This is a genomic window from Pseudomonas sp. 10S4 (genome assembly GCF_034344865.1).
In the GTDB taxonomy this organism is placed as follows: domain Bacteria; phylum Pseudomonadota; class Gammaproteobacteria; order Pseudomonadales; family Pseudomonadaceae; genus Aquipseudomonas.
This window is the reverse complement of the sequence record NZ_CP133774.1, coordinates 7,196,340-7,223,332: the sequence shown is the minus strand read 5'-3', so window position 1 is coordinate 7,223,332 and position 26,993 is coordinate 7,196,340. Positions and strand designations below refer to the sequence as shown.

25 protein-coding genes and 2 pseudogenes are annotated in these 26,993 nt (G+C 59.9%); 23 read left to right on the top strand and 4 right to left on the bottom strand.

Going from position 1 to position 26,993, the window contains the following annotated elements; translation table 11 throughout:
• Positions 1–21: 21 nt before the first annotated feature.
• Together RHM58_RS33600 and RHM58_RS33595 are read left to right on the top strand one after the other, a co-directional pair.
• Positions 22–953: pseudogene (locus RHM58_RS33600) on the top strand (ABC transporter ATP-binding protein).
• Entirely contained in the window at positions 950–1,729 is a 780-nt protein-coding gene (locus RHM58_RS33595; RefSeq protein WP_322217348.1) for an ABC transporter permease, read from the top strand. Before RHM58_RS33600 ends, RHM58_RS33595 begins: the two are co-directional and overlap by 4 nt.
• Before the next feature lie 81 nt (positions 1,730–1,810).
• On the opposite strand, the gene RHM58_RS33590 is transcribed toward RHM58_RS33595, so the two are convergent.
• Positions 1,811–2,326 (bottom strand): DUF2062 domain-containing protein, encoded by a 516-nt coding sequence (locus RHM58_RS33590; RefSeq protein WP_322269338.1) that lies wholly within the window; start codon positions 2,324–2,326, stop codon positions 1,811–1,813.
• Positions 2,327–2,462: 136 nt separating this feature from the next.
• Between RHM58_RS33590 and RHM58_RS33585 the strand changes: the two genes are divergently transcribed.
• From RHM58_RS33585 to RHM58_RS33525, 13 genes and pseudogenes are all read left to right on the top strand, one after another.
• Positions 2,463–4,697, top strand: coding sequence for a DNA internalization-related competence protein ComEC/Rec2 (locus RHM58_RS33585; protein ID WP_201256103.1), 2,235 nt, complete (start codon positions 2,463–2,465; stop codon positions 4,695–4,697).
• A 98-nt stretch (positions 4,698–4,795) separates the two neighbouring features.
• Positions 4,796–5,431, top strand: coding sequence for a MotA/TolQ/ExbB proton channel family protein (locus RHM58_RS33580; protein WP_167368554.1), 636 nt, complete (start codon positions 4,796–4,798; stop codon positions 5,429–5,431).
• The gene (locus tag RHM58_RS33575) at positions 5,428–5,856 is read left to right on the top strand and encodes an ExbD/TolR family protein (RefSeq protein WP_201205777.1); all 429 of its coding nucleotides are present in this window, start codon (positions 5,428–5,430) and stop codon (positions 5,854–5,856) included. Before RHM58_RS33580 ends, RHM58_RS33575 begins: the two co-directional genes overlap by 4 nt.
• On the top strand, positions 5,856–6,866 hold the full coding sequence (gene lpxK, locus RHM58_RS33570) for a tetraacyldisaccharide 4'-kinase (protein WP_201256102.1): 1,011 nt from the start codon (positions 5,856–5,858) through the stop codon (positions 6,864–6,866). Before RHM58_RS33575 ends, lpxK begins: the two co-directional genes overlap by 1 nt.
• 25 nt (positions 6,867–6,891) lie before the next feature.
• Positions 6,892–7,077, top strand: coding sequence for a Trm112 family protein (locus RHM58_RS33565; RefSeq protein ID WP_007945752.1), 186 nt, complete (start codon positions 6,892–6,894; stop codon positions 7,075–7,077).
• Entirely contained in the window at positions 7,074–7,838 is a 765-nt protein-coding gene (kdsB, locus tag RHM58_RS33560; RefSeq protein WP_322269335.1) for a 3-deoxy-manno-octulosonate cytidylyltransferase, read from the top strand. Before RHM58_RS33565 ends, kdsB begins: the two co-directional genes overlap by 4 nt.
• A complete protein-coding gene (locus RHM58_RS33555; RefSeq protein ID WP_201205771.1) occupies positions 7,838–8,302 on the top strand; it encodes a low molecular weight protein-tyrosine-phosphatase in 465 nt (154 codons plus the stop codon). Before kdsB ends, RHM58_RS33555 begins: the two co-directional genes overlap by 1 nt.
• On the top strand, positions 8,299–9,318 hold the full coding sequence (gene murB, locus RHM58_RS33550; protein ID WP_201205769.1) for a UDP-N-acetylmuramate dehydrogenase: 1,020 nt from the start codon (positions 8,299–8,301) through the stop codon (positions 9,316–9,318). The genes RHM58_RS33555 and murB overlap by 4 nt, the downstream gene beginning before the upstream one ends.
• Positions 9,319–9,561: 243 nt before the next feature.
• Complete coding sequence (locus tag RHM58_RS33545) at positions 9,562–10,032, top strand: (2Fe-2S)-binding protein (RefSeq protein WP_201205767.1); 471 nt, start codon at positions 9,562–9,564, stop codon at positions 10,030–10,032.
• Positions 10,029–12,349 (top strand): annotated as a pseudogene (locus RHM58_RS33540) (molybdopterin cofactor-binding domain-containing protein). The gene RHM58_RS33545 and the pseudogene RHM58_RS33540 overlap by 4 nt, the downstream one beginning before the upstream one ends.
• Positions 12,349–13,332 (top strand): XdhC family protein, encoded by a 984-nt coding sequence (locus tag RHM58_RS33535; protein WP_201256101.1) that lies wholly within the window; start codon positions 12,349–12,351, stop codon positions 13,330–13,332. The pseudogene RHM58_RS33540 and the gene RHM58_RS33535 overlap by 1 nt, the downstream one beginning before the upstream one ends.
• The gene (locus tag RHM58_RS33530; RefSeq protein ID WP_201256100.1) at positions 13,329–13,919 is read left to right on the top strand and encodes a nucleotidyltransferase family protein; all 591 of its coding nucleotides are present in this window, start codon (positions 13,329–13,331) and stop codon (positions 13,917–13,919) included. The genes RHM58_RS33535 and RHM58_RS33530 overlap by 4 nt, the downstream gene beginning before the upstream one ends.
• A 150-nt stretch (positions 13,920–14,069) precedes the next feature.
• Positions 14,070–14,987 carry a DMT family transporter gene (locus RHM58_RS33525; RefSeq protein WP_322269334.1) on the top strand — a complete coding sequence of 306 codons (918 nt, stop codon included), beginning with the start codon at positions 14,070–14,072 and terminating at the stop codon, positions 14,985–14,987.
• On the opposite strand, the gene RHM58_RS33520 is transcribed toward RHM58_RS33525, so the two are convergent.
• Positions 14,958–15,869 carry a LysR family transcriptional regulator gene (locus RHM58_RS33520; protein ID WP_322269333.1) on the bottom strand — a complete coding sequence of 304 codons (912 nt, stop codon included), beginning with the start codon at positions 15,867–15,869 and terminating at the stop codon, positions 14,958–14,960. The genes RHM58_RS33525 and RHM58_RS33520 overlap by 30 nt on opposite strands.
• A 182-nt stretch (positions 15,870–16,051) precedes the next feature.
• The gene (rne, locus tag RHM58_RS33515) at positions 16,052–19,276 is read right to left on the bottom strand and encodes a ribonuclease E (protein WP_322269332.1); all 3,225 of its coding nucleotides are present in this window, start codon (positions 19,274–19,276) and stop codon (positions 16,052–16,054) included.
• A 703-nt stretch (positions 19,277–19,979) separates the two neighbouring features.
• Between rne and rluC the strand changes: the two genes are divergently transcribed.
• The 3 genes from rluC to sppA are packed head-to-tail and all read left to right on the top strand — an operon-like array spanning position 19,980 to position 22,602.
• On the top strand, positions 19,980–20,942 hold the full coding sequence (gene rluC, locus RHM58_RS33510; protein WP_201205757.1) for a 23S rRNA pseudouridine(955/2504/2580) synthase RluC: 963 nt from the start codon (positions 19,980–19,982) through the stop codon (positions 20,940–20,942).
• The gene (locus RHM58_RS33505) at positions 20,929–21,588 is read left to right on the top strand and encodes an HAD-IA family hydrolase (protein ID WP_201205755.1); all 660 of its coding nucleotides are present in this window, start codon (positions 20,929–20,931) and stop codon (positions 21,586–21,588) included. Before rluC ends, RHM58_RS33505 begins: the two co-directional genes overlap by 14 nt.
• 24 nt (positions 21,589–21,612) lie before the next feature.
• Positions 21,613–22,602, top strand: a complete 990-nt coding sequence (gene sppA / locus RHM58_RS33500; protein ID WP_201205753.1) for a signal peptide peptidase SppA — start codon at positions 21,613–21,615, stop codon at positions 22,600–22,602.
• Between the two features lie 128 nt (positions 22,603–22,730).
• Here sppA and RHM58_RS33495 read toward each other — a convergent pair whose 3' ends face one another.
• Positions 22,731–23,309, bottom strand: a complete 579-nt coding sequence (locus tag RHM58_RS33495) for a Maf family protein (protein WP_322269330.1) — start codon at positions 23,307–23,309, stop codon at positions 22,731–22,733.
• Between the two features lie 105 nt (positions 23,310–23,414).
• On the opposite strand from RHM58_RS33495, the gene RHM58_RS33490 reads away from it, so the two are divergent.
• The 5 genes from RHM58_RS33490 to fabG all read left to right on the top strand — a co-directional run bounded on the left by RHM58_RS33490 (position 23,415) and on the right by fabG (position 26,977).
• Positions 23,415–23,942 carry a YceD family protein gene (locus RHM58_RS33490; protein ID WP_008152342.1) on the top strand — a complete coding sequence of 176 codons (528 nt, stop codon included), beginning with the start codon at positions 23,415–23,417 and terminating at the stop codon, positions 23,940–23,942.
• Positions 23,943–23,955: 13 nt separating this feature from the next.
• Positions 23,956–24,138: a 50S ribosomal protein L32 gene (gene rpmF, locus RHM58_RS33485; RefSeq protein WP_008152339.1), complete on the top strand. Its 183-nt coding sequence runs from the start codon at positions 23,956–23,958 to the stop codon at positions 24,136–24,138.
• 4 nt (positions 24,139–24,142) lie between these two features.
• Positions 24,143–25,153, top strand: a complete 1,011-nt coding sequence (gene plsX, locus RHM58_RS33480) for a phosphate acyltransferase PlsX (RefSeq protein WP_201205749.1) — start codon at positions 24,143–24,145, stop codon at positions 25,151–25,153.
• 125 nt (positions 25,154–25,278) lie between these two features.
• Complete coding sequence (gene fabD, locus RHM58_RS33475; RefSeq protein WP_201205746.1) at positions 25,279–26,217, top strand: ACP S-malonyltransferase; 939 nt, start codon at positions 25,279–25,281, stop codon at positions 26,215–26,217.
• 16 nt (positions 26,218–26,233) lie between these two features.
• Positions 26,234–26,977: a 3-oxoacyl-ACP reductase FabG gene (gene fabG, locus RHM58_RS33470; protein WP_201191512.1), complete on the top strand. Its 744-nt coding sequence runs from the start codon at positions 26,234–26,236 to the stop codon at positions 26,975–26,977.
• Positions 26,978–26,993: the final 16 nt, after the last annotated feature.

The window sequence follows — 26,993 nt, the reverse complement described above, 5'->3', positions numbered from 1 at the left end:
CTTCTTGGTGCGTATCCCGATATGAGTTCCGCTCTGTCCATCCGGCAGCTAACCAAAACCTACGGCAACGGTTTCCAGGCCTTGAGTGGTATCGATCTGGATGTCGCCGAAGGTGACTTTTTGCCTTGCTCGGCCCTAACGGCGCCGGCAAATCCACGACCATCGGCATCCTTTCGACCCTGGTGAACAAGACCAGCGGCACGGTGAATATCTTCGGTCACGACCTGGACAAGAATCCTGCGCAGCTCAAGCGCTCCATCGGCGTGGTGCCTCAGGAATTCAACTTCAACCAGTTCGAAAAGACCTTCGACATCGTCGTGACCCAGGCCGGTTACTACGGCATCCCGCCGAAAATCGCCAAGGAACGCGCCGAGCAATACCTGACGCAACTGGGCCTGTGGGACAAACGCGATGTGCCGTCGCGTTCGCTGTCCGGCGGCATGAAGCGTCGACTGATGATCGCCCGCGCCTTGGTTCACGAACCGCGCCTGCTGATCCTCGACGAACCGACGGCGGGGGTGGACATTGAACTGCGTCGTTCGATGTGGGCCTTCCTCACCGAGCTGAACCAGAAAGGCATCACCATCATCCTCACCACGCACTATCTGGAAGAGGCTGAGCAGTTGTGCCGCAACATCGGCATCATCGACCACGGCACCATTGTCGAAAACACCAGCATGAAGCAGTTGCTCAGCCAACTGCATGTGGAAACCTTCCTGCTCGACACCAAGAACACACTGGCCGTGGTCCCACAGTTGCTCGGTTACCCGACCAAACTGCTCGATGCTCACACCCTGGAAGTCCAGGTGGACAAGGCCATGGGCATCACCGCGTTGTTCACTCAATTGGCGCAGCAGAACATCGAAGTGCTGAGCCTGCGTAACAAAACCAATCGCCTCGAGGAGTTGTTCGTGTCCCTGGTGGAGAAAAATCTGTCGAAGGTGGCGGTATGAGTTCCGAGCTGCAACCCAACCTCGTTGCCCTCAATACCATCGTTTACCGTGAGGTCCGGCGCTTTACCCGGATCTGGCCGCAGACCTTGCTGCCGCCGGCCATCACCATGGTTTTGTACTTCGTGATCTTCGGCAACCTGATCGGCAAGCAGATTGGTGGCATGGGTGGTTTCACCTACATGGAGTACATCGTGCCGGGGCTGATCATGATGTCGGTGATCACTAACTCCTACGGCAACGTGGTGTCGAGCTTCTTCGGCAGCAAGTTCCAGCGCTCCATCGAAGAATTGATGGTCTCGCCGGTATCACCGCATACGATTTTGATCGGCTACACCCTGGGCGGCGTGCTGCGCGGGTTGATGGTCGGGGTCATCGTGACCCTGCTGTCGCTGTTCTTCACCGATTTGCAGGTTCATCACCTGGGCGTGACCATTCTGGTGGTGGTGCTGACGGCAACGATCTTCTCGCTGCTGGGCTTCATCAACGCGGTGTTTGCACGCAACTTCGATGACATCTCGATCATCCCGACCTTCGTGCTGACACCGCTGACGTACCTGGGCGGCGTGTTCTATTCGATCACTTTGCTGCCGCCGTTCTGGCAGACCGTGTCCCTGGCCAACCCGGTGCTGCACATGGTCAACGCGTTCCGTTACGGCATCCTCGGCGTTTCGGACATCAAGATCAGCGTGGCGATCACCTTCATGCTGGTCGCGACCGTGGTGTTGTACGTCGGTTGTGCGCGGTTGCTGGTGAGTGGGCGTGGGATGCGTACCTGATTCGGGACCGAGTTGCCCGCGAAGGCGCCAGCTCAGACACCGCATAAAAACGGCCTCCCAAGCGGAGGCCGTTTTGCATTCTTACATCCGGCGTTGCTTGCGCCGCTTCCATTGTCGTCCGACCCACCAACGCCAATACATCATCGTCAGGCAATAGGCGAGGGCGCCCAGCACTAGCCCGGTCACCACTGAGCCAAGCAGAGACGGTTGCCACAACGTCGAGAGTTCGCCGCTGATCCACTCCCAGGTCAGCTCGTCCGGGAGTGAACGGGCCGGCACGTCCATCAGCCAGGCGCCGGTCTGGTACGTGCAGAAGAACACCGCCGGCATGGTGATCGGGTTGGTCAGCCAGACCAGGCTCACCGCAATCGGCATGTTGCCGCGCACCATGATCGCAAGGAAGGCGGCGAGGAGCATTTGCAGCGGAATCGGCAGGAATGCGGCGAACAGACCGACAGCCATCGCCCGGGCCACCGAATGGCGGTTGAGGTGCCAAAGGTTCGGGTCATGCAGCAACGTGCCGAGAAAGCGTAAGGATTTGTGTTCCCTGATGCTGGTCGGGTCTGGCATGTAACGTTTGAATAAGCGCCGGGGCATAAGGCTTCTCGGTCGGTTCAGGCGGCAAGTATGTCTGGATTCTATTAGCCGCCCATTCAGACTTTGTGACAATTAATAACGACGCCCGTGCAACTAGCCGGCTATGCCTAGGAGGGGGACTCTCAAGGACGGGCTTATGCGCACAGGGATGGTGGCGCTGGCCCTTGGGTTATTGGCGTTGCGTTTTTTACCGGTTTTACCGCCGGTCTGGTTATGGCTGTTGTTGCCGGTCGCGGGTTTGATGCTGCTGCCGTTTCGCACATATCCGCTGGCGTTTTTCCTCTTCGGCTTCAGTTGGGCCTGCGGGCAGGCGCAGTCGGCGCTGGATGATCGGCTACGGGCGAGCCTGGACGGCGAAACCCGCTGGGTTGAAGGCCGGGTCACGGGGTTGCCGCAGAACAATGAAGCGGTGGTGCGATTCGAACTGGCGGACGCGCGCTCGCGCCACGGGACGCTTCCGTCGCTGATGCGCCTGGCCTGGTACGGCGGGCCGCCGGTCAACAGCGGCGAGCGCTGGCGTCTGGCGGTGAAGTTGAAGCGTCCAACCGGGCTGCTCAATCCCCATGCCTTTGATTACGACGCCTGGCTGCTGGCCCAAGGCATCGGCGCCACTGGCACGGTCAAGGATGGCCAGCGCCTGTCGCCTGCCCGCTGGGCCTGGCGCGACGGCATCCGCCAGCGTTTGCTCAGTGTCGATGCCCAAGGTCGAGCGGGAGCACTGACGGCGCTGGTGCTGGGGGATGGTGGCGGGTTGAGCCGCGAGGACTGGCAAGTATTGCAGGACACCGGCACCGTGCATTTGCTGGTGATTTCCGGTCAGCACATCGGTTTGTTGGCGGGGTTGGTCTATTTGCTGATCGCCGGGCTGGCCCGTTATGGCGTGTGGCCGGCTCGCTGGCCCTGGTTGCCGTGGGCTTGCGGCCTGGCGTTTGCCGCCGCTCTCGGTTACGGGCTGCTGGCCGGATTCGAGGTGCCGGTGCGGCGGGCGTGCGTGATGATCGGTCTGGTGCTGTTGTGGCGGCTGCGCTTTCGTCATCTCGGCGCTTGGTGGCCATTGTTGCTGGCGCTTAATGGCGTTTTGCTGCTCGATCCGCTGGCGAGTCTGCAACCGGGTTTCTGGTTGTCCTTTGCAGCGGTGGCAGTGTTGATTTTCACCTTCGGTGGCCGTCTCGGCCCATGGCGTTGGTGGCAAACCTGGACCCGCGCCCAGTGGCTGATCGCGATTGGTCTGGGGCCGTTGTTGCTGGTGCTGGGATTACCCATCAGTGTCAGCGGGCCGCTGGTCAATCTGCTGGCGGTGCCGTGGATCAGTCTGGTGGTATTGCCACCCGCCTTGCTGGGAACCTTGTTGCTGCCGGTCCCCTACGTGGGAGAAGGGTTGCTGTGGTTGGCTGGTGGTCTGATCGACCTGCTGTTCAAGGCGCTGGCATTGATGGCGAATCAATTACCGGCGTGGGAGCCAGTGGCCGTGCCGATATGGATCGGGGCCATCGGCGCATTAGGCGCCTTTCTTCTTTTAATGCCGCGAGGCGTGCCCTTACGTCCGCTGGGATGGCCGATGTTGTTGCTGTTGGTTTTTTCACCGCGCGAGGACGTTCCCGAAGGACTGGCTGATATCTGGCAGTTGGACGTTGGCCAGGGTTTGGCGATTTTGGTGCGCACTCGCCATCACACACTGCTGTATGACGCCGGCCCGCGTTTCGGTGATTTCGACCTCGGTGAGCGAGTGGTGCTGCCGTCATTGCGCAAACTGGGGGTGAACGGGCTCGACCTGATGCTGCTAAGCCATGCTGACGCCGACCATGCCGGTGGTGCGCGAGCAATCGCCAGCGGACTGCCCGTTGCGCGGGTACTCAGTGGCGATCCGTTGGCGCTGCCCGTCGAGCTGCAAGCTGAAGGCTGCGAAAGTGGCGAGCAATGGACCTGGGATGGCGTGACGTTCCGGCTCTGGCAATGGTCATCAGCCAGTGAAAGCAATCAGAAATCCTGCGTCCTGCAGATCGAAGCCAACGGCGAGCGACTGCTGCTGACCGGCGACATCGATACCCATGCCGAGCGCGCATTACTGGACAGTCCACTGGCGGTGCCCACCGATTGGTTGCAATCGCCACACCACGGCAGTCGCAGTTCTTCATCCATGGCACTGCTCACAACCCTGCAACCCAAAGCCGTGCTGATCTCCCGCGGCCACGGCAATTCTTTCGGGCATCCCCATCCCACGGTGATGGCGCGCTATCGCAAGCGTGGTCTGCACATCTATGACAGCGCCGAGGATGGTGCCGTCCGTCTGCAACTGGGCAGCTTCAAGCCACCCCGGACCCTGCGTCAGCAACGACGCTTCTGGCGTGATGCGCCCGGGTTGAACAAATAACCATGAGTTATTACAGCCGGACGGGATGCGACATCACGGTCTTCGGTGCGCCGACCCCCTATGTTAGAGTGGCGCACTTTTTCGAGGGGACTGTCACTGTGTGGGAATTGGTCAAATCCGGCGGCTGGATGATGCTGCCGATCATTCTGAGTTCCATCGCGGCCATGGCGATCGTTGCCGAACGTCTGTGGACCCTGCGTGCCAGCCGTGTGACCCCGGAGCATTTGCTCGGGCAGGTCTGGGTCTGGATCAAAGACAAGCAACTCAATAAAGAGAAACTCAAGGAACTGCGCGCCAACTCGCCGCTGGGCGAGATCCTGGCCGCGGGCCTGGCCAACTCCAGGCATGGTCGCGAGATCATGAAAGAGTGCATTGAGGAGGCCGCCGCCCGGGTCATCCACGAACTGGAGCGTTACATCAACGCCCTGGGCACCATCGCCGCCATGGCCCCGTTGCTCGGGTTGCTGGGGACGGTGCTGGGCATGATCGATATCTTCAGTTCGTTCATGGGCACGGGCATGACCACCAACGCCGCGGTGCTGGCCGGCGGTATTTCCAAAGCCTTGATCACCACGGCTTCGGGCCTGATCGTCGGTATCCCGTCGGTATTCTTCCACCGGTTCCTGCAACGGCGCATCGATGAGCTGGTGGTGGGGATGGAGCAGGAAGCCATCAAGCTGGTCGAAGTGGTGCAGGGCGACCGTGACGTGGATCTGGCTGAGGGCAAAGCGTGAAATTCCGCCGCAAGCAACGGGAGAATGTGGACATCAATCTCGTGTCGCTGATCGACGTGGTATTTGTCCTGCTGCTGTTTTTCGTTGTGACCACCACCTTTACCCGTGAAACCCAGTTGCGCGTCGAATTGCCGGAAGCCGTCAGCGGCTCGCCGGCCGAAGACCAGCAGCTCAAGCAGCTGGACATCGCCATCAGTGCCGAAGGCGTGTTCTCGGTGAACAACCAGTTGTTGCCCAAGAACGACCTGGCCAGCCTGATGGACGCAATGCAGAAAGAATCAAACGGCGACACCAACATGCCGCTGTCCATCAGCGCCGATGGCAAGACTCAACATCAGTCTGTCATCACCGCCATGGACGCCGCCGGCAAGCTCGGTTTCAGCCATCTGCGCATGACCACCGTAGAGGCAGCGCCGGCGCACTGATGGCCATGTCTGATCGTTTGCTCGCCGCGTGGTACCAAGGTCATCCGGCCCTGAAGTTGTTGCAGCCACTGGAATGGCTGTATCGGCGGGTGGTTAACGCCAAGCGCGAACGTTTTCTGGCGGGTGAGGGCGAAATTTATCAACCTCCGGTGCCGCTGATTGTCGTCGGTAATATCACCGTCGGAGGCACCGGCAAGACGCCGATGATTCTGTGGATGATCGAGCATTGTCAGAGAAGCGGATTGCGGGTTGGCGTGGTCAGCCGTGGCTACGGCGCCAAGCCGCCGCAATTGCCGTGGAGGGTCGAGGCCGATCAAAGCGCCGACATCGCGGGCGACGAGCCGCTGTTGATCGTCCAGCGCACCGGCGTGCCGGTGATGATCGACCCGGACCGCAGCAGCGCCGTCAAAGCCTTGTTGGCCAATGAACCGCTGGACCTGATCCTGTCCGACGACGGCATGCAGCATTATCGATTGGCCCGGGATCTGGAACTGGTGCTGATCGATGCCGTCCGTGGCCTGGGCAATAAACGTTGCCTGCCCGCCGGGCCATTGCGCGAACCGATCGAGCGTCTGCAAAGCGTCGACGCCGTGCTCTACAACGGCGCCGCCAATGATCGCGACGACGGTTTTGCCTTTCAACTGCAACCCACTGCGCTGATCAATCTGAAAACGGGCGAACGTCGACCATTCGACCATTTCCCGGCAGGCCAGACCCTGCACGCGGTCGCCGGGATCGGCAATCCGCAGCGTTTCTTCAAAACCCTCGAAACGCTACACTGGCAGCCAGTACCCCACGCATTTGCCGACCACGCCGAATACAGCGTGCAGGCCTTGAATTTCACACCGTCATTGCCGTTGGTGATGACTGAAAAGGATGCGGTGAAGTGCCGTGCCTTTGCCGCCGCCGATTGGTGGTACCTGGCGGTTGATGCTGTGCCGTCGCCGGCCTTCGTGGCTTGGTTCGATACGCAGCTGATACGCCTGTTGCCGGCTCGTCTTTTGCCTTAAATCCGTTTTTATCCAGGGAATGCTCATGGACACCAAATTGCTCGATATCCTCGCTTGCCCGGTCTGCAAAGGCCCGCTCAAGCTCAGCGCCGACAAGACCGAGCTGATCAGCAAAGGCGCAGGCCTGGCGTACCCGATTCGCGACGGCATCCCGGTGATGCTCGAAACCGAAGCCCGCACCCTGACCACCGACGAGCGTCTGGATAAATGACCACAGCCTTTACCGTTGTCATTCCTTCGCGTTACGCCTCCACCCGCTTGCCGGGCAAACCACTGCTGTTGATCGCCGGTAAGCCGATGATCCAGCACGTCTGGGAACAGGCGAGCAAAAGCAGCGCCCAGCGCGTGGTAGTCGCCACGGATGACAGCCGCATCGTCGAGGCCTGCAAAGGCTTTGGCGCTGAAGTGGTACTGACCCGTGAAGACCACAATTCCGGCACCGATCGCCTGGCTGAAGTCGCCGCGAAACTCGGTCTGGCGCCTGACGCCATTGTGGTCAACGTCCAGGGCGACGAGCCGTTGATCCCGCCGAGTGTGATCGATCAGGTTGCTGCCAACCTGGCTGCCCACACTGAAGCAAGCATGGCCACGTTGGCTGAGCCGATCGAAGACGTGGAAACCCTGTTCAATCCCAACGTGGTCAAGGTCGTCAGCGACCTCAATGGCCTGGCGCTGACCTTCAGCCGCGCCACCTTGCCGTGGGCCCGTGACGCGTTCGCCAAGAGCCGCGACCAGTTACCGGAAGGCGTGCCGTATCGCCGCCACATTGGCATTTATGCCTACCGCGCCGGTTTCCTGCATGACTTCGTCAGTTGGGGCCCGTGCTGGCTGGAAAACACCGAATCCCTGGAGCAACTGCGAGCCCTGTGGCACGGCGTGCGGATTCACGTTGCCGATGCGCTGATGGCACCGCCGACCGGCGTTGATACCGTCGAAGACCTTGAGCGCGTTCGTCGCCTGCTGGAGGCCTGATGCGGGTTCTGTTCGTCTGCCTGGGCAACATCTGCCGTTCGCCTACGGCTGAAGGTGTGCTGCGGCACAAATTGCGCGAGGCTGGGCTGGCCGATCAAATCGAAGTGGCCTCCGCCGGTACAGGTGACTGGCACGTCGGCAAGGCCCCGGACAAGCGCAGCCAGGCTGCGGCCAAGTTGCGCGGTTATGACTTGTCAGCCCAACGTGCCCAGCAAGTCAGCCGTGCCGATTTCGCCACCTACGACCTGATCCTGGCGATGGACAACAGCAACCTGCGCAATCTCAAGGTCCTGCAACCGGCCAAGAGCAAGGCTGAGCTGGACTTGTTCCTGCGCCGCTACGCTTCAGAAGTCGACGAAGTGCCGGACCCGTATTACGACGGTGACCAAGGCTTCGAGCAAGTACTGGATTTGATCGAGCGCGCCAGTGATCTGCTGGTGATCGAGTTAAAGGGACGGTTATGAGTTTGCAGGTACACCCCGGCGTTTCCCTCAAGCCGTTCAACAGTTTTGGCGTAGACGTCCAGGCGCAACTGTTCGCCGAAGCCCACAGCGATGCCGACGTGCGCGAAGCCCTGGCCTATGCAGCGACGAACGCTGTGCCACTGTTGGTGATTGGCGGCGGTAGCAACTTGTTGCTGACCGCTGATATCCAGGCACTGGTGCTGCGCATGGCGACACGCGGGATTCGTGTATTAAGTGATGACGGCAGTCAGGTGGTGATCGAAGCCGAGGCCGGCGAGCCTTGGCATCCGTTCGTGCAACACACTTTGGCGCAGGGTTTGTCGGGCCTGGAAAACCTCAGCCTGATCCCCGGCACTGTCGGCGCGGCGCCGATGCAGAACATCGGCGCTTACGGCGTCGAGATCAAAGACGTGTTCGCCGGCCTCACCGCGCTGGATCGCCAGACCGGCGAGTTGCGTGACTTCACGCTGGCAGGATGCAATTTCGCCTACCGCGACAGCCTGTTCAAACAGCAGCCGGGCCGATGGTTGATCTTGCGGGTTCGGTTCACCCTGAACCGCACCGCACATTTGCATCTGGAATACGGCCCGGTGCGTCAGCGCCTGACCGAGCAAGGCATCGATCAGCCGACGCCGACCGATGTCAGCCAGGCAATTTGCAGCATCCGCAGCGAAAAACTCCCGGACCCGCTGGTGCTTGGCAATGCCGGCAGTTTCTTCAAAAACCCTTTGGTGCCGGCGGCGCTGGTGGCCCGGCTCAAGGGTGAATACCCTGATCTGGTCGCCTATGCGCAACCCGATGGGCAAATGAAACTGGCGGCTGGCTGGTTGATCGAGAAGGCTGGCTGGAAAGGTTTCCGTGAGGCTGATGCCGGCGTGCATAAATTGCAGGCGCTGGTGCTGGTCAATTACGGCGGCGCGACCGGTTTGCAACTGCTGGGACTGGCGCAACGGATCCAGAAAGATATTTGGCAACGATTCAGCGTCGAGCTGGAAATGGAGCCCAATCGCTATTGAAGCTACGCTTTCAAGGCGAATTTCGAAGCCCTGCACACTTCAAATGTGCAGGGCTTTTTTGTTAATGCTGGGTTAACTTAGCACCCTAACGATGCAATCTTTTGCTCCATCCAAAGCCCGATGCAGACGTTGCCGTCCGCGTAAGAGAGCCCATTTAGCCTGAGCCGATCTGCATGAACCCACCGCTAACCCCTGGCGGCAGATTGCTCGACCCCATAACCGAAATACTATGCGGGCGTGCCCATGATTACCCTGAAACTCAATGGTCAAGATCATCAACTCGATGTCACCGAGGATATGCCGCTGCTCTGGGCAATCCGCGATGTAGCCGGTTACAACGGCACCAAGTTCGGCTGTGGCATGGGCCTGTGCGGCGCCTGCACCATCCATATCGACGGTTTGCCGGCTCGCAGTTGCATCACGCCAATCGGTTCGGTGGTTGGCCAAAACGTCAGCACCATCGACAACCTGCACGCTGACCCCGTCGGCCAGATCGTCCAGCAAGCCTGGCTCGACACCGCCGTGGCCCAGTGCGGTTTCTGCCAGGGCGGGCAGATCATGTCCGCCACCGCGCTGCTCAAGACCAATTCCAATCCCAGCGACGAGCAGATCGAAGAAGCCATGGTCGGCAACATTTGCCGTTGCGGCACCTATAACCGCATCAAGACCGCCATCCGCCAGGCCTCCGCTCACCTGAAGGAGGCCAAGGCATGAGCCAGCTCCCGAATGATTTCGCGCTGAGCAACCTCAGCCGTCGCGGTTTTCTCAAAGGTGTGGGCGCCACCAGTGCGCTGGTGCTCGCCGCAAGTTGGGGCTGGCAGGACGCTTTCGCCGAAGACAAACCGAAGAAATTCGGTGCTGATGGGATGCCCAACGGCTGGATCGACGATCCGAAGGTCTACGTCAGCATTGCCGCCGACGGCACGGTGACCGTGGTCTGTAACCGTTCGGAAATGGGCCAGGGCGTGCGCACCAGCCTGAGCATGGTGGTGGCCGATGAACTGGACGCCGACTGGGCGCTGGTCAAGGTGCAACAGGCGCCGGGCGATGAAGTGCGCTTCGGCAACCAGGACACCGACGGCTCGCGCAGCATGCGCCATTGGTACGAACCGATGCGCCGTTGCGGTGCCGCCGCGCGGACCATGCTGGAGCAGGCCGCCGCCGAGCAGTGGAAAGTCCCGGTCGGCGAATGCCACGCAAACCTGCACAAGGTCATTCACCAGCCGACCGGTCGCGAACTGGGTTATGGCGCGTTGGCCGCCGCTGCCGGTGCGCTGGCGGTACCGGCCCGCGACAGCCTGCGGCTTAAGCAACCGTCGGAGTTTCGCTACATCGGCAAGGAAGGCGTGCGCGCCATCGACGGTGCTGACATCGTCAACGGTCGGGCGGTCTACGGTGCCGATGTGCATTTCGACGGCATGCTCTACGCGACCATCGCCCGGCCTGCGGTGTATGGCGGCAAGGTCAAATCCTTCGATGCCAGTGACGCGATGAAAGTCCCGGGTGTGATCAAGGTCTTGCAGATCGAAAGCCGTCCGCTGCCGTCCGAGTTCCAGCCACTGGGTGGCGTGGCGGTGGTGGCAGCAACACCTGGGCCGCAATCAAGGGCCGCGAAGCGCTGAAAATCGAGTGGGACGACGGCCCGAACGCCAGTTACGACTCGATTGCCTATCGCAAAGAGCTGGAAGCCGCGTCCCTCAAACCCGGCAAAGTGGTGCGCAATACTGGCGACATCGACAAAGCCTTGGGTAATGCCAACAGCACGTTGGAAGCGTCCTACTACTTACCGCATCTCGCGCAATCGCCGATGGAGCCAATGGTCGCCATCGCCCGCTACAAGGATGGCGTGTGCGAAGCCTGGGCACCAAGCCAGGCGCCGCAAGTCACCCGCGAGCGGATTGGCGAACGCCTCGGCCTGCCCTTCGATAACGTCACGTTTAACGTCACCTTGCTGGGCGGTGGTTTCGGGCGTAAATCCAAGCCGGATTTCGTTGTCGAAGCGGCGATCCTCGCCAAGGAATTCCCCGGCAAGGCAGTGCGCGTGCAGTGGACTCGGGAAGACGACATCCATTGTTCGTATTTCCACACCGTGTCCGCCGAATACCTGAAGGCCAGCCTCGACAAGGACGGCATGCCGTCCGGCTGGTTGCACCGGACCGTCGCGCCGAGCATCACCGCGCTGTTCGCCCCCGGTATGAACCACGAGGCGGCGTTCGAGTTGGGCATGGGTTTTACCAACATGGCTTACGCGATCCCCAACGTGCGTCTGGAAAACCCGGAAGCGACGGTTCACACCCGGGTCGGCTGGTATCGCTCGGTGTCGAACATTCCCCACGGCTTCGCGATTCAGACCTTCGTTGATGAATTGGCCCACAAGGCTGGGCAAGATCCGCTCAAGTACCAGATCAAGTTGCTCGGCCCGGACCGTCAGATCGATCCGCGCACCTTGAGTGAAGAGTGGAACTACGGCGAATCCCCCGAGCGTTATCCGATCGACACCGCGCGGATGCGCACGGTACTGGAAACCGCCGCCAAGGCTGCCGGTTGGGGCCGCAAGTTGCCCAAGGGCCGAGGCTTGGGACTGGCGGTGCATTACAGCTTCGTCACCTATGTGGCGGCGGTGATCGAAGTGGAAGTCAAAGATGACGGCACTTTGATCGTGCACAAGGCTGACATCGCCGTCGATTGCGGCCCGCAGATCAACCCGGAGCGGATTCGCTCACAGTTCGAAGGCGCCTGCGTCATGGGCCTGGGCAACGCGGTACTGGGCGAAATCAGCTTCAAGGACGGCAAGGTTCAGCAGGACAACTTCCACATGTACGAAGTGGCGCGCATGTCCCTGGCGCCGAAAGAAGTCGCGGTGCATTTGGTCACGCCGCCGGGTGAGGTGCCGTTGGGCGGGGTCGGTGAACCGGGCGTGCCGCCGATTGCGCCGGCACTGTGCAACGCGATCTTTGCCGCCACCGGCAAACGCGTCCGCAGCCTGCCGGTTCGCTATCAATTGCAAGGCTGGCAGAAGGCTGACGCCTGATGGACAGCGTCGATCTGAACGTTCTGCGCAGCGTGCTCGAATGGCGCCGCGCCGGCCAGCGAGTGGTGTTGTACAGCGTGGTCCAGACCTGGGGCACGGCGCCTAGGGCGCCGGGCGCCATGCTGGCCTTGCGTGAAGACGGCGTGGTAATTGGCTCGGTGTCGGGCGGTTGTGTCGAGGACGATCTGATCGCGCGGCTGCACGATGGCCGCATTCCAGCCGACGGACCGCCGGTACAGTTGATCACCTACGGCGTTACCCGTGAGGAGGCGGCGCGTTTCGGTTTGCCCTGTGGCGGCACGTTGCGCCTGACCGAGGAACGCGTCGGTGATCCGGCATGGGTTGCCGAGTTGCTGGCCCGTTGCGAGGCGCATGAAATCGTCTCGCGCTCGCTGGATCTCACGACCGGCGAAGTGCTTTTGCATTCGGCCAGCAAAACCGACGTGCTAAGTTTTGACGGCAACACCTTGCGCGCCATTTACGGTCCGCGCTGGCGATTGTTGCTGATCGGTGCCGGGCAACTGTCGCGATACGTCGCGGAAATGGCTCGACTGCTGGATTTCGAAGTGCTGATCTGCGATCCACGCACCGAGTTCGTCTACGGCTGGGAAGAGCAACACGGTCGCTTCGTGCCGGGCATGCCCGACGAGGCCGTGCTGAACATCCAGACCGACGAACGCACGGCCATCGTCGCCCTGACCCACGACCCACGGCTGGATGACATGGCGCTGCTCACCGCCCTCGATTCCAAGGCGTTTTACGTCGGTGCCCTGGGTTCGCGGGTCAACAGCCTGAAGCGCCGAGACAACCTGGCTCAGCTAGGCTTGTCTGAACAGGCCATCAATCGGCTGCACGGCCCGATTGGTCTGCACATCGGCAGCCACTCTCCGGCGGAAATCGCCTTGTCGCTGCTGGCCGAGATTGTGGCGATCAAGAATGGCGTCGAGCTGAAGCAGAAGAAGCCGTTGCGGGAGGACGTATGAGTGAATCCATCGGCGTCATCGTGCTGGCGGCGGGGCAGGGCAGTCGGTTTCGGCAAGTCGCGGGTGCTGACAAGGACAAGCTGCTGGCCGACTGTGTCGGACGCGACGGCGCGGTGCGCTCGGTGATTGAGCAGGTGCTGGTGAATCTGCCAGCGTCGATTGAGAAACGTGTGCTGGTGACCACCGAGGATCGCCCGCAGGTGATTCGCATGGCTCAGGCTTACGGTTACGAGATCGTATTGATCGAATCCACCGGCATGGGCGACAGCATTGCTGCGAGTGTTGCCGCCTGTTCGCAGCTCGGTGGCTGGCTGATTGCGCTGGGGGATATGCCGTTCATCCTGCCATCGAGTATCGAACGGGTGCTGGCAGGCATTGCGGACGATTGCATCAGTGTGCCGGTACACGAGGGCGAGTTCGGGCACCCCGTCGGGTTCGGGCGCAGTTTTGGTCCGGGGTTGATGGGGTTGTCGGGTGATCGTGGGGCCAAGCCGTTGTTCGCGCAGGCGAGGGTGGTCGAGGTGACGCTGGACGATCCTGGCGTGTTATGGGATGTGGATGTGCCTGAGAAACTGGTGTTTGGGTAAACACTTAGCCCATTCGTATTTATCGATGGGTGCCAGCTATAGAACTCGTTATTCAACGGGTTTTATCCCACTTACGATCATTTGACGTGTGGTGTCGAGTCCGACACCGCCTCCCTTCCTGTTGCTGAGGAAGACCTAACGGAGACGTCAATGCCGTACTTATTACTTTCACTCGCCGCCGTGTTCTGGGGCGGTAACTATGTTGTCGGCAAGTTGATGGTGGTGGACGTCGACCCGGTGCTGCTGTCACAACTTCGATGGCTCATAACCAGTGGGTTGCTGGTGTTGATCAACTATAAAGCGGTGATCGCCAGTTTGCCGGCGGCGCGCCAGTCATGGTTGACCCTGGTGATGTTGGCGGTGTGCGGGCAAGTTGTATTCCCGCTGACCTTGTACATCGGATTGCAGTACACCAGTTCTTTGAATGCCGCGATCTATCTGTCGGCCACGCCTTGCCTGGTCTTGGCCCTCAATCGTTTCGTTTTTGGTGATTTCATCTCCAGGTCGAACATGTTCGGCGTCCTCATCAGTACGGTCGGCGTGTTCTGGCTGGTGACCATGGGACATCTTTCCGATCTGAGCTTTCTGGAAGGCTTTAACAAAGGGGATTTCTGGACAATGGCCTCGGCCGTCAGTTGGGCTTTCTATTGTTCTTTTCTGCGGACAAAGCCCAAAACCATCGCCGGCAATGCGTTCGTGACTTATTGCGCCGTGGTGGGGGCGTTGTGCCTGATTCCATTCAGCGTCGGGGTTTTGATTTTGCACCCGGATCTGACGTTCAATTTGGGGGAGGGCGCTGCACCCTGGCTCGGTCTGGCCTATCTGGTGGTGTTCCCGTCCTGGCTTTCATACCTGTTCTGGAGCAAAGGCATCGGTGAAATCGGGGCTACACGCGGCGAGATCTTCACTCACTTGGTCCCATTGTCAGGTGGCTTGTTCAGCATTGTGTTTCTCGACGTTCAATTACACGCCTATCACCTGGTCAGCCTGGTGCTGATCGTTTTCGGGGTCATCCTCTGTTCGATCAAGCGGCGCGCATCAACTGAACTGCTCGCCAGGATCGCCTGATGTTTGTGAGCGATCCGGGTTTTCGAAGTCCAGCACCCATTGTGCCAAGGCCTTGGGTGCAGGCTTGCCGGGATGATCGAAAAATACGAATTCAGTGGTCAGTGAGCCATACGAATCGTTCAGGCGGTAGGTCTGCACCTGTTCGTTGTCGCAGCACGAATCGATCAGTGACAAGGGCACCAGAGCGACGCCCATGCCGTTGATCACGTTTGAAAACAACAGAGGATAAGAGCCGCACTCGATGATCTTTTTCGGGGTGATGCTTCCCGTCAGAAACAGCTCGTCGAGGTTGCGTTGCGAAGCGCTGCGCCGGCTGTTGACCAGGAATACCTGGCCGCTAAAGGCTTTCAGATCCTGGATGGCGGGCTGTGTCGCGCTGTAGATCAGGGCCAGTGGGTCATTGAACAACGTCACCCGGCGATAATGCGCAGGTGCGAAGCCGGCGCCGACAATCACCGCATCGAGTTTGTCAGCCTCAAGATCATTGAGCAGTGACTGGGTGTTACCAATGCTGATATCCACCGCTAGGCCGTCGGTATTGGCGACAATGCCTTGCAGCAGGTTCTGGCGAGTGATGGAGAGGTTCTCGATAACCCCCAGACGAACCCGCGTTTCGGTTTTGGCCTGGCTCAGGCTGGCTTGGGCGCGAGCGACCAGTTCGAGGATTTGTGAGGCGTAGGTATAGAGCTCCTTGCCTTGAGCCGTCATCGTTATGCCGCGGCCGGAGCGCTCGAACAACTTGGCGTCGAGCCGTGATTCGAGGGTCTTGATCCGAAAGGAAATACTGGATTGAGCGCGGTTCAACCTGATCGCGGCTTGCGTGACACTGCCATAGTCGACAATCGCCTTGAAGGCGTCCAGTTCAGCAATTTCCATCGTCATGCACTCTTTGCTCCATAACCGGCCGAAGACTTTCGGGCCGTGACAGGGCGTGCTTTGGGCCCTGCAAGCGCTCTATTCTGCCTGTTGGGCGACGCTTTCGTAATACTCGCCTGCCTATTTATGGACCGGCAAAAAAAGCCCCGCCTGGATCACCAAGCGGGGCTTTTTAGTGGCCGATGGAATCAGACGAGAGGTTTAGGCTCGTGCTCTTTTTCCAGGGCTTGTTCGTGTTGCTGTACCGCATCCTGAACGGAGCGTGGTGCTTCGTCGATCACAGACTCAACCGGCTCGGCAGCAACGTCGGCAGTCGGGGCAGGGGCTGCCTCGACAACTTCAGCAGCAACCGGTGCAGCTGTGGCAGCCAGTTCGGCTTCCTTCTGCAGACGCTCGGCTTCACGCTTGCGGCGACGCACTTCACGCGGGTCGTTCGGCGCACGGCCATTTTCGGTCAGGGCACTGGCTGGGGCGGCTTCGACCACCGGTGCAACCACTTCGGCTACAACCGGGGCTTCAACCACTGGAGCAGGCTCGGCAGCCACAACCACTGGCTCGGAGACCATCGCTTTAGCTACCGGAGCTTCAGCGACTGGCGCTGGCGCTTCAACGACTGGCTCTGCAACCCAGTTGAACGCGGTTTGCTCTTCACGAACTTCGCGGACAGCTTCGGTCACGGTCTCGGTGATCGTTTCGACAACCGGTTCTGCGACAACCACTGGCTCAGCGACGAAAGCAGGTTCGGCGGCAGCTTGAACTTCAGGCTGTGCTTCACGTACCGGTGCCACTTCAACTTCCGGAGCCGCTGGAGCTTCTACCGGAGTAGTCGCTTCAACAACCGGCGCTTCTACCGGGGCAGTTTCCTGCACGGCAGCGGTGGCGCGTTCGGCTTGCTCGTTAGCCTGGGCTTCAGCAGGAGCGCTGATCACGGTGCTGGCAACGGCCGCGGTAACAGCCAGGCCGGCGGCCAGATCGGCAACGCTTGGCGCTTTGTTGGTTTCGTTGGCTTCGCCTTCGGCGGACTCGGATTCTTCCGAACCTTCGATCACGTTGCCGTTGGCATCACGTTGACGCTCGCGACGGTTGCTGCGACGACGCTGGCCACGGGAGCGGCGGCGTGGACGATCGCCTTCGGCGCCTTCCTGACCGTCTTCCTGCAGTTGCTCTTCGTTGGTCAGCAGCTCTTCTTCGGCGACGGCCGCAACAGTTTCCTGTTCGGCACGTGGCTGACGTTCTTCACGGGGTGGGCGTGGAGCGCGTTCTTCGCGTGGCTGACGGGCTGGACGCTCTTCAGCGGTAGCATCAACGGCAGCGGCTGCAACAGCAGGAACGGCATCCAGTGGTTCACGCAGTTCACGAACCGGACGCTCTTCGCGGTCGCCACGTGGCTTGCGATCTTCACGTGGAGCGCGCGGTGCACGTTCTTCACGAGGGGCGCGTGGTGCGCGTTCTTCGCGAGCAACTACTGGCGTGGTGGTCTCTTCACGGGCTTCGCGTGGCTGACGCTCTTCACGCGGTTCACGTGGTGCGCGTTCTTCACGCGGTGCACGTTCCTCACGAGGCTTGCGTTCTTCATCGCGGCGACCATTACGGTTGCGGCTCTGCTGACGACCGTTGCGACGCTCTTCGTTACGCGCCGGACGCTCGGTGGTCGCTGGCTTCTCAACCACGACTGGAGCAACAGGCTCTTCTTTGGTCGCGAACAGGCTGACCAGCGACTTCACCAGGCCTTTGAACAGGCTTGGCTCTGGTACGGCAACCGGTGCAGCAACCGGAGCGACAGCGACGACTTCGGCCGGAACCGGAGCGTTGGCGCGGGCCGGTGCAGTCTTGACCGCGGCTTCCTGGCGAACCAGGGTGCGGGTCGCAGCGGCTGGCTGGACTTCTTCCACTTCGGCAGCGGCAGCAGCGATTTCGTAGCTGGACTGGTTGATGTGGGCTTCCGGGCTGTCATCGCGCAGACGCTGAACTTCGAAGTGCGGCGTTTCGAGGTGATCGTTCGGCAGAATGACGATGCGGGCACGGGTGCGCAGTTCGATCTTGGTGATCGAGTTGCGTTTTTCGTTGAGCAGGAACGCGGCCACCGGGATCGGCACTTGCGCGCGAACTTCGGCGGTGCGGTCTTTCAGGGCTTCTTCTTCGATCAGGCGCAGGATTGCCAGCGACAGCGATTCAACATCACGGATGATGCCGGTGCCGTTGCAACGCGGGCAAACGATGCCGCTGCTTTCGCCCAGCGATGGACGCAGGCGCTGACGGGACATTTCCAGCAGGCCGAAGCGCGAGATGCGACCGACTTGCACGCGAGCGCGGTCGGCTTCCAGGCATTCGCGGACTTTCTCTTCCACGGCGCGCTGGTTCTTGGCAGGGGTCATGTCGATGAAGTCGATGACGATCAGGCCGCCGATGTCGCGCAAGCGCAACTGACGGGCGATTTCTTCGGCGGCTTCAAGGTTGGTCTGCAGGGCGGTTTCTTCGATGTCGCTGCCTTTAGTGGCGCGCGCCGAGTTGATGTCGATGGACACCAGGGCTTCGGTCGGATCGATAACGATGGAGCCGCCGGAAGGCAGTTCAACGACGCGCTGGAAAGCGGTCTCGATCTGGCTTTCGATCTGGAAACGGTTGAACAGCGGAACGCTGTCTTCGTACAGCTTGATCTTGCTGGCGTACTGCGGCATCACCTGGCGGATGAAGGTCAGGGCTTCGTCCTGGGCTTCAACGCTGTCGATCAGCACTTCGCCGATGTCCTGGCGCAGATAATCGCGGATGGCGCGGATGATCACGTTGCTTTCCTGGTAGATCAGGAACGGCGCGGAGCGATCCAGCGAGGCTTCTTTGATAGCGGTCCACAGTTGTAGCAGGTAGTCGAGGTCCCACTGCATTTCTTCGCTGCTGCGGCCCAGGCCGGCAGTGCGAACGATCAGACCCATGTCGGCTGGAGCAACCAGACCGTTCAGGGCTTCACGCAGTTCGTTGCGCTCTTCGCCTTCGATGCGACGGGAGATACCGCCGGCACGCGGGTTGTTCGGCATCAGAACCAGGTAACGACCGGCCAGGCTGATGAAAGTGGTCAGGGCTGCGCCTTTGTTGCCACGTTCTTCTTTTTCGACCTGAACGATGACTTCCTGGCCTTCGGTCAGGACGTCCTTGATGTTGACGCGGCCTTCGGGGGCTTTCTTGAAGTATTCGCGGGAGATTTCTTTGAGGGGCAGGAAGCCGTGGCGCTCAGAGCCGAAATCGACAAAGGCAGCCTCAAGGCTTGGTTCGATGCGAGTAATCCGGCCTTTATAGATGTTGGCCTTTTTCTGCTCGCGTGCACCGGATTCGATGTCCAGGTCGTAGAGGCGTTGGCCATCTACCAGTGCAACACGCAACTCTTCGGGTTGAGTTGCGTTAATCAGCATTCTTTTCATGTAGTACCGTCGGTTTCCGGGCTGCCGGAAACGGCGTTCGGCACACACGACTTCTCACGGTCGGTGTCAGGTGCGTCAGGAGTGTGGTTGGACACTCCAGTGTCTAGCGATGTCCGGCCAATGTGGGCCGGCGTCGCGACGTACGCGTCCTGCTTGCTGTGGCTACTTAAGCACTCAGTCAGGAGGAGGAATCAACCAGCGGCTGTGGACGAGATGAAGCGTCTTGATAAAGCCTATTGCTACACAGTCCAGCGGTTGTGCATCTCCACCCTACACGTATCCCTGATAATTCGGGTGCTGCCGCGCGCAGAATCCGCAGCGGGTTGGCATTTACCGTGAGCTCCGAAAGGGGAGGTCACGCATCATGGCTAATTTAGGCGTTGTTTCCGAAGCGTTCGCTCGGGGTCATTCGCAGCTGACTGCACTTTGTGAACTGGCCATGAATATTGGCTCGCAAGGCGAGTGAAAACTCTGCTTTGCCGCTTGATTCAGGCCTCATGTCACCTGCGCTCGTTACACCTGCAAACTCCACCGTTACGTAGCGAAAGCCCCGTAGGACGGCCTCGCGTCCTGGTGAATTGCGTTGGTCAGGGCCGGTTTTTGACCGTTAGTCCGCTGTCCAGGCCGCTTTTGGCGGCGTTCGCGACTATAGCAGCAATGATTAAGTGCTTCAATTCCATAAAAAATTGTTATCATCCGCGCCATGACGACTACTGCCCCTTCGACCCCAGCCGTACAACTGCTGGAGGTCTCGCCGGAATATGCCGGCCAACGCATTGATAACTTCCTACTCGCTCGGCTCAAAGGCGTGCCCAAGACCTTGATTTACCGCATTTTGCGTAAAGGCGAAGTGCGAGTGAACAAGGGTCGGATCAAGCCCGAATACAAGCTGCAGGCGGGCGATATCGTGCGCGTGCCGCCGGTTCGCGTGCCTGAGCGCGATGAGCCAGTGCCACTGGCACAAGGCCTGCTCCAGCGCCTCGAAGCCTCGATTGTCTTCGAGGACAAGGCCCTGATTGTGATCAACAAGCCTTGCGGCATCGCTGTTCACGGCGGTAGCGGCTTGACTTACGGGGTGATCGAAGCCTTTCGTCAGTTGCGTCCTGATTGCAAGGAGCTCGAGCTGGTTCATCGTCTCGACCGTGACACCTCCGGCCTGCTGATGATCGCCAAAAAACGCAGCATGCTGCGTCACTTGCACACGGCATTGCGCGGTGATGGTATCGATAAGCGCTATATGGCACTGGTCCGCGGTAACTGGGCGGCCTCGATCAAGCAAGTCCGTGCGCCGCTGGGCAAGAGCAATCTGCGCTCCGGCGAGCGCATGGTCGAGGTCGACGAGGAGGAGGGCAAGGAGTCTGTGACCGTGTTCAAGGTCCTGCGTCGTTTCGGCGATTTTGCCACCCTGATCGAAGCCAAACCGATCACCGGCCGGACTCACCAGATCCGCGTCCATACCTTGCACGCCGGACACTGCATTGCTGGCGACACCAAGTACGGCGATGACGATTTCAGCAAGGAAATTCGTGACCTGGGTGGCAAGCGCCTGTTCCTCCACGCCTACATGCTGACCGTGCCGTTGCCTGATGGCGGCGAGCTGAAGCTGCAGGCGCCTGTGGATGAGATGTGGGCCAAGACTGTGGAGCGCCTGAGTGCACCCATCTGATTACAAACTGCTGATTTTCGATTGGGACGGCACCCTGGCCGATTCCATTGGTCGGATTGTCGAGGCGATGCATGTCGCTTCCGAGCGTTCCGGTTTTCCGTTGTGCGATGACTTTGCCGTCAAAGGCATCATCGGCCTTGGGTTGCCCGAGGCCATTCGCACGTTGTACCCGGAAATCGACGATGACGAACTGATAGCGTTCCGTCAGCACTATGCCGATCACTACATCGCCGCAGAGGCTGTGCCTTCGCCGTTGTTTGAAGGTGTGGTCGAGTCGATGACAGCGTTTCGGGCTCAGGGCTACCGTTTGGCGGTAGCTACCGGCAAGGCTCGTCGCGGGCTGGATCGGGTACTCAAGGCGCACGGCTGGGAAACCTATTTCGATATCACCCGTGCGGCGGATGAAACTGCCAGCAAGCCTCACCCTCTGATGCTTGAAGAGATCCTCGCTCATTGCGATGTGCCGGCGGCACAGGCGCTGATGGTCGGGGATTCGTCTTTTGACCTGCAGATGGCGCGTAACGCCGGCATGGATTCGGTTGCGGTGAGTTATGGCGCCCAATCCATCGAAGCGCTGAAGTTGTTCGAGCCGAAGCTGGCCATTGATCGTTTTTCAGAATTGCACGCCTGGCTCAACCGGGCTTAATACGTTTTTGCTGGGGTAGATGGCATGACCGACGAATGGAAAGCGCCTGCCAAGGCAAGCGCGGATGGCGGTGACGATAAGAGCTGGAAGCTGCTGGAAAAGACCTTGCTGGCCAGCGTGCAGGAACAGCGTCGCTCCCGTCGCTGGGGGATTTTCTTCAAACTGCTGACCTTTGTGTACCTGTTTGCGGCGTTGCTGTTGTTCACGCCGCTGATGGACATGGAAAAAAGCGCCACCCGCGGCTCCAGTTACACAGCGTTGATCGACGTGAATGGCGTGATCGCCGACAAGGAATCTGCCAGCGCCGACAACATCGTTGGCAGTCTGCGTGCAGCCTTTGAAGACACCAAGGTCAAGGGCGTGATCCTGCGCATCAACAGCCCGGGCGGCAGTCCGGTGCAGTCGGGTTACGTGTACGACGAGATCAAACGCCTGCGTGGTCTGCACCCGGATACCAAGGTGTATGCGGTGATTTCCGATCTGGGCGCTTCCGGCGCTTATTACATCGCCAGCGCGGCGGACGAGATCTATGCCGACAAGGCGAGCCTGGTAGGTTCCATTGGTGTGACGGCGGCCGGCTACGGTTTTGTCGGGACCATGGAGAAGCTTGGTGTCGAACGTCGCACCTACACCTCTGGCGAGCACAAATCGTTCCTCGATCCGTTTCAGCCGCAGAAGCCTGAGGAAACTCAGTTCTGGCAGGGCGTGCTCGATACCACGCATCAGCAGTTCATCAACAGTGTGAAGAAGGGGCGTGGCGATCGTCTCAAGGACAAAGAGCATCCGGAGTTGTTCTCCGGGTTGGTCTGGTCTGGCGAGCAGGCGCTGCCGCTGGGCTTGATCGATGGGCTGGGTAACACCAGCTCAGTCGCGCGTGACGTGATCGGCGAGAAAGAACTGGTGGACTTCACTATTCAGGAGTCGACGTTTGATCGCTTCTCGAAGAAGCTCGGTGCCAGCGTGGCCGAGCAGTTGGCGATGTGGATGGGGTTTCATGGCCCGTCATTGCGATAAGTCTCTTTGATGCACAAAAGAACCGGCCTTCGTGGCCGGTTTTTTTAAGTCAAAAGATCGCAGCCTTCGGCGGCGGCCACAGGCATGTAGGGGTTGCCGAAGGCTGCGGTCTTTTGATCTTTTGCCGCTCAGGGGATCCGCACACCTTCAGCCAACAACATATCAATCAAGCGAATCAGTGGCAGCCCGATCAGGCTGGTGGCGTCAGGGCCTTCGGTGCTTTGAAACAGGCTCACCCCCAAACCTTCGGCCTTGAAGCTGCCAGCGCAGTCGTGGGGCTGCTCTGCGCGTAGATAGCGCTCGATGCGCGCCTGATCGAGTGTGCGCATGTGGACGGTGAAGGGCACGCAATCGACCTGGCACTGGCCGGTCTGGCTATTGAGTAGCGCCAGGCCGGTCAGGAAGGTCACGCTGGCGCCGCTGGAGGCCAGTAACTGCTCACGAGCCTTTTCGAAGGTGTGGGGTTTGCCGATAATCCGTTCGCCGAGTACCGCCACCTGGTCTGAGCCGATGATCAGATGAGCGGAATGACTGCCGGCCAGTGCGCGCGCTTTCTCTTCGGCCAGGCGTTTTACCAGGTCGATTGCGGATTCGTCGTGACGGTGGCTTTCGTCAATGTCTGGCGAGCTGCAGGTGAATTCAAGCTGCAGGCGGGCCAGCAATTCCCGGCGATAAACCGAGCTTGAAGCGAGTAATAAAGGCAGCATGCGCATCTCCAAAAGGCAGGGGCGAATTCTAGCGAGGCTTCCAAGTGACGGACAGGGTTGAATTTCCTTTGACATGGCTGGGTGCATCCCTATAATGCTGCGCCTATGTTGAATGACCCGATTCCACCTCACGTTGACCCGCGCAAATTGGCTGATCGTGGCACCACCCTTCAAGGTGAAATGCTGCTGGCCGATTTGGAGAGACTCTGCGACCCGCTTTCCGACACTGTCGGTACGGTGCAGGCTAAATTCGTTTTTGAACGAGATGAACGTAAATCTGTGGTCATCCACAGCTTTATCGACACCGAGGTCAAAATGGTTTGCCAGCGTTGTCTTGAGCTGGTCACCCTGCCGATCCATAGCGAATGCAGTTATGCTGTGGTGAAGGAGGGTGCGAATACCCAGTCGTTGCCGAAAGGTTATGACGTGCTGGAACTGGGCGAAGATCCATTGGATCTGCAGTCACTGATCGAGGAGGAGCTTCTGCTCGCCTTGCCCATTGTGCCTGCTCATCATCCGGAAGAATGCCAGCAGCCGGCGGGTCTCGATGAGCCCGAACCGAGCGAGGACGAGGTAACGCGGTCCAACCCGTTCAGTGTATTGGCGCAGTTAAAGCGTGACCCAAACGTTTAGGAGTTAATCAATTATGGCTGTTCAGCAGAACAAAAAATCCCGCTCTGCCCGTGACATGCGTCGTTCGCACGACGCCCTGACGGCAAGCACTCTGTCTGTAGAAAAAACCACCGGTGAAATTCACCTGCGTCACCACGTATCGCCAGAAGGCGTATACCGTGGCCGTAAAGTGATCGACAAGGGCGCTGACGAGTAATCACTTGTCTGCTCAAGTCATCGCGATTGACGCAATGGGCGGGGACTTCGGTCCCCGCAGCATTGTTCAGGCCAGCCTTGCTTGCCTGTCTGCTACGCCCTCGCTGCACCTGACCCTCGTCGGTCAAGCCACCCTTTTAGAAGAGCTGCTCTCCAGTCATCCGGCTGTGGATCGCGCGCGCCTGTCGATTACGCCGGCGTCCGAAGTCATCGCCATGGACGAAAAGCCTGCCCAGGCCTTGCGTGGCAAACCTGATTCGTCAATGCGCGTGGCGCTAGAGTTGCTGCGTGATGGCAAGGTTCAGGCCTGTGTCAGCGCCGGCAATACCGGGGCGCTGATGGCGTTGTCGCGGTTTGTGCTCAAGACCTTGCCGGGCATCGATCGGCCGGCGATGGTCGCGGCCATTCCGACCCAGAAGGGTTATTGCCAGTTGCTCGACCTGGGCGCCAATGTCGATTGCAGTGCCGAGCACTTGCTGCAGTTCGCGATCATGGGGTCGGTGGCGGCAGAAACCCTGGGTGTCGTTCGCCCGCGTGTGGCGTTGCTGAACATCGGCACCGAAGACATCAAGGGCAATCAGCAGGTCAAGCTTGCTGCAACATTGTTGCAAAGTGCCCGTGGTATCAATTACATCGGTTTTGTCGAAGGCGACGGTTTGTACCGGGGCGAGGCGGACGTGGTGGTGTGTGACGGCTTTGTCGGCAATATCCTGCTCAAGTCCAGCGAAGGCCTGGCGACCATGATCGCCGGGCGCATCGAAGCCTTGTTCAGGAAAAACCTGGCGTCGAAAATAGTCGGTGCACTGGCGTTGCCGCTGATGAAGCGCTTGCAGGCGGATCTGGCCCCGGCACGGCACAATGGCGCAAGCTTTCTCGGCTTGCAGGGTATCGTGGTCAAAAGCCATGGTTCGGCCGGGGTGCAGGGTTTTCAGAGTGCGATACAGCGCGCACTGATCGAAATTCAGGAAAACCTCCCGGAGCGGCTTCACGGTCGTCTGGAGGATTTGTTGCCTTAGGCGTTTTCGTCGGACAATGCTTAAATGTGACCGCTCAGTTCAATTGGCCATCCAACTGTCAGTTTCTTGCGTCCCCCAAGCGGGACGTCAATTCTCCGACGACAAGATCATTAGGGGCTTGTTACATGTCTGCTTCCCTCGCATTCGTCTTTCCAGGACAGGGTTCGCAGTCCCTCGGCATGCTGGCCGAGTTGGGCGCGCAACATCCGATTGTCCTCGAAACATTCAAAGAAGCTTCCGATGCCCTGGGTTACGACCTGTGGGCACTGACCCAGCAAGGGCCGGAAGAGCAACTCAATCAAACCGATAAAACCCAGCCAGCCATTCTGACGGCCTCGATCGCCTTGTGGCGTCTGTGGTTGGCAGAAGGCGGCGCGCGTCCGGCTTACGTTGCCGGTCACAGCCTGGGCGAATACAGCGCCCTGGTAGCTGCAGGCAGCCTGAGCCTGGGCGACGCCGTTAAACTGGTTGAGCGTCGTGGCCAGTTGATGCAGGAAGCCGTTCCGGCCGGGCAGGGCGGCATGGCCGCTATCCTCGGCCTGGAAGATGCCGATGTGCTGGCAGCCTGTGCCGAAGCGGCGCAAGGCGAAGTGGTCAGTGCGGTCAACTTCAATTCCCCTGGCCAGGTTGTTATCGCTGGTGCAAAGGCTGCGGTCGAGCGCGCTATCGAAGGCTGCAAGGCCCGTGGTGCAAAGCGCGCCATGCCATTGCCGGTCAGCGTGCCGTCCCACTGCGAACTGATGCGTCCGGCGGCCGAACGGTTTGCCGAGTCCATCGCTGCCATTGATTGGCAGGCGCCGAAGATTCCGGTGGTGCAGAACGTCAGCGCCAGCGTGCCGGCCGATCTGGAAACCCTCAAGCGCGATTTGCTTGAACAGCTCTACAAGCCTGTGCGCTGGGTTGAATCAGTCCAGGCACTGGCTGCCAAGGGCGCGACCCAATTGGTCGAGTGCGGTCCAGGCAAAGTGCTTGCCGGTCTGAACAAACGCTGCGCCGAAGGCGTGTCGACATCCAACCTCAATACCCCAGACGCTTTCGCTGCCGCCCGTGCAGCGTTGGTCTGAATCAGGAGAAGCTTGCATGAGTCTGCAAGGTAAAGTTGCACTGGTCACCGGCGCGAGCCGCGGCATCGGCCAGGCTATCGCCCTGGAACTGGGTCGTCAGGGCGCCATCGTCATCGGCACCGCGACCTCCGCCTCGGGTGCCGAGCGCATTGCCGCTACCCTGAAAGAAAATGGTATCCAGGGCACTGGCCTGGAACTCAACGTCACCAGCGACGAGTCCGTTGCTGCGGTACTGGCGAGCATCAGTGCACAGTTCGGTGCGCCGGCGATCCTGGTCAATAATGCTGGCATCACCCGCGATAATCTGATGATGCGCATGAAAGATGACGAATGGCATGACGTCGTCGATACCAACCTGAACAGTCTGTTTCGCCTGTCCAAGGGCGTTCTGCGCGGCATGACCAAAGCCCGTTGGGGACGAATTATCAGTATTGGCTCTGTTGTGGGTGCCATGGGCAACGCAGGCCAAGTAAACTACGCAGCCGCCAAGGCCGGTCTGGAAGGTTTCAGCCGTGCACTGGCGCGTGAAGTCGGTTCGCGTTCGATTACGGTAAACTCGGTGGCCCCTGGGTTCATCGACACCGATATGACCCGCGAACTGCCCGAGGCGCAGCGTGAAGCCTTGCAGACGCAGATTCCGCTGGGCCGTCTGGGGCAAGCTCAAGAGATCGCGTCTGTGGTCGCTTTTCTTGCTTCCGACGGTGCGGCTTACGTTACTGGGGCTACAATCCCGGTGAACGGCGGGATGTACATGAGTTAAATGTGACGGATTGCTT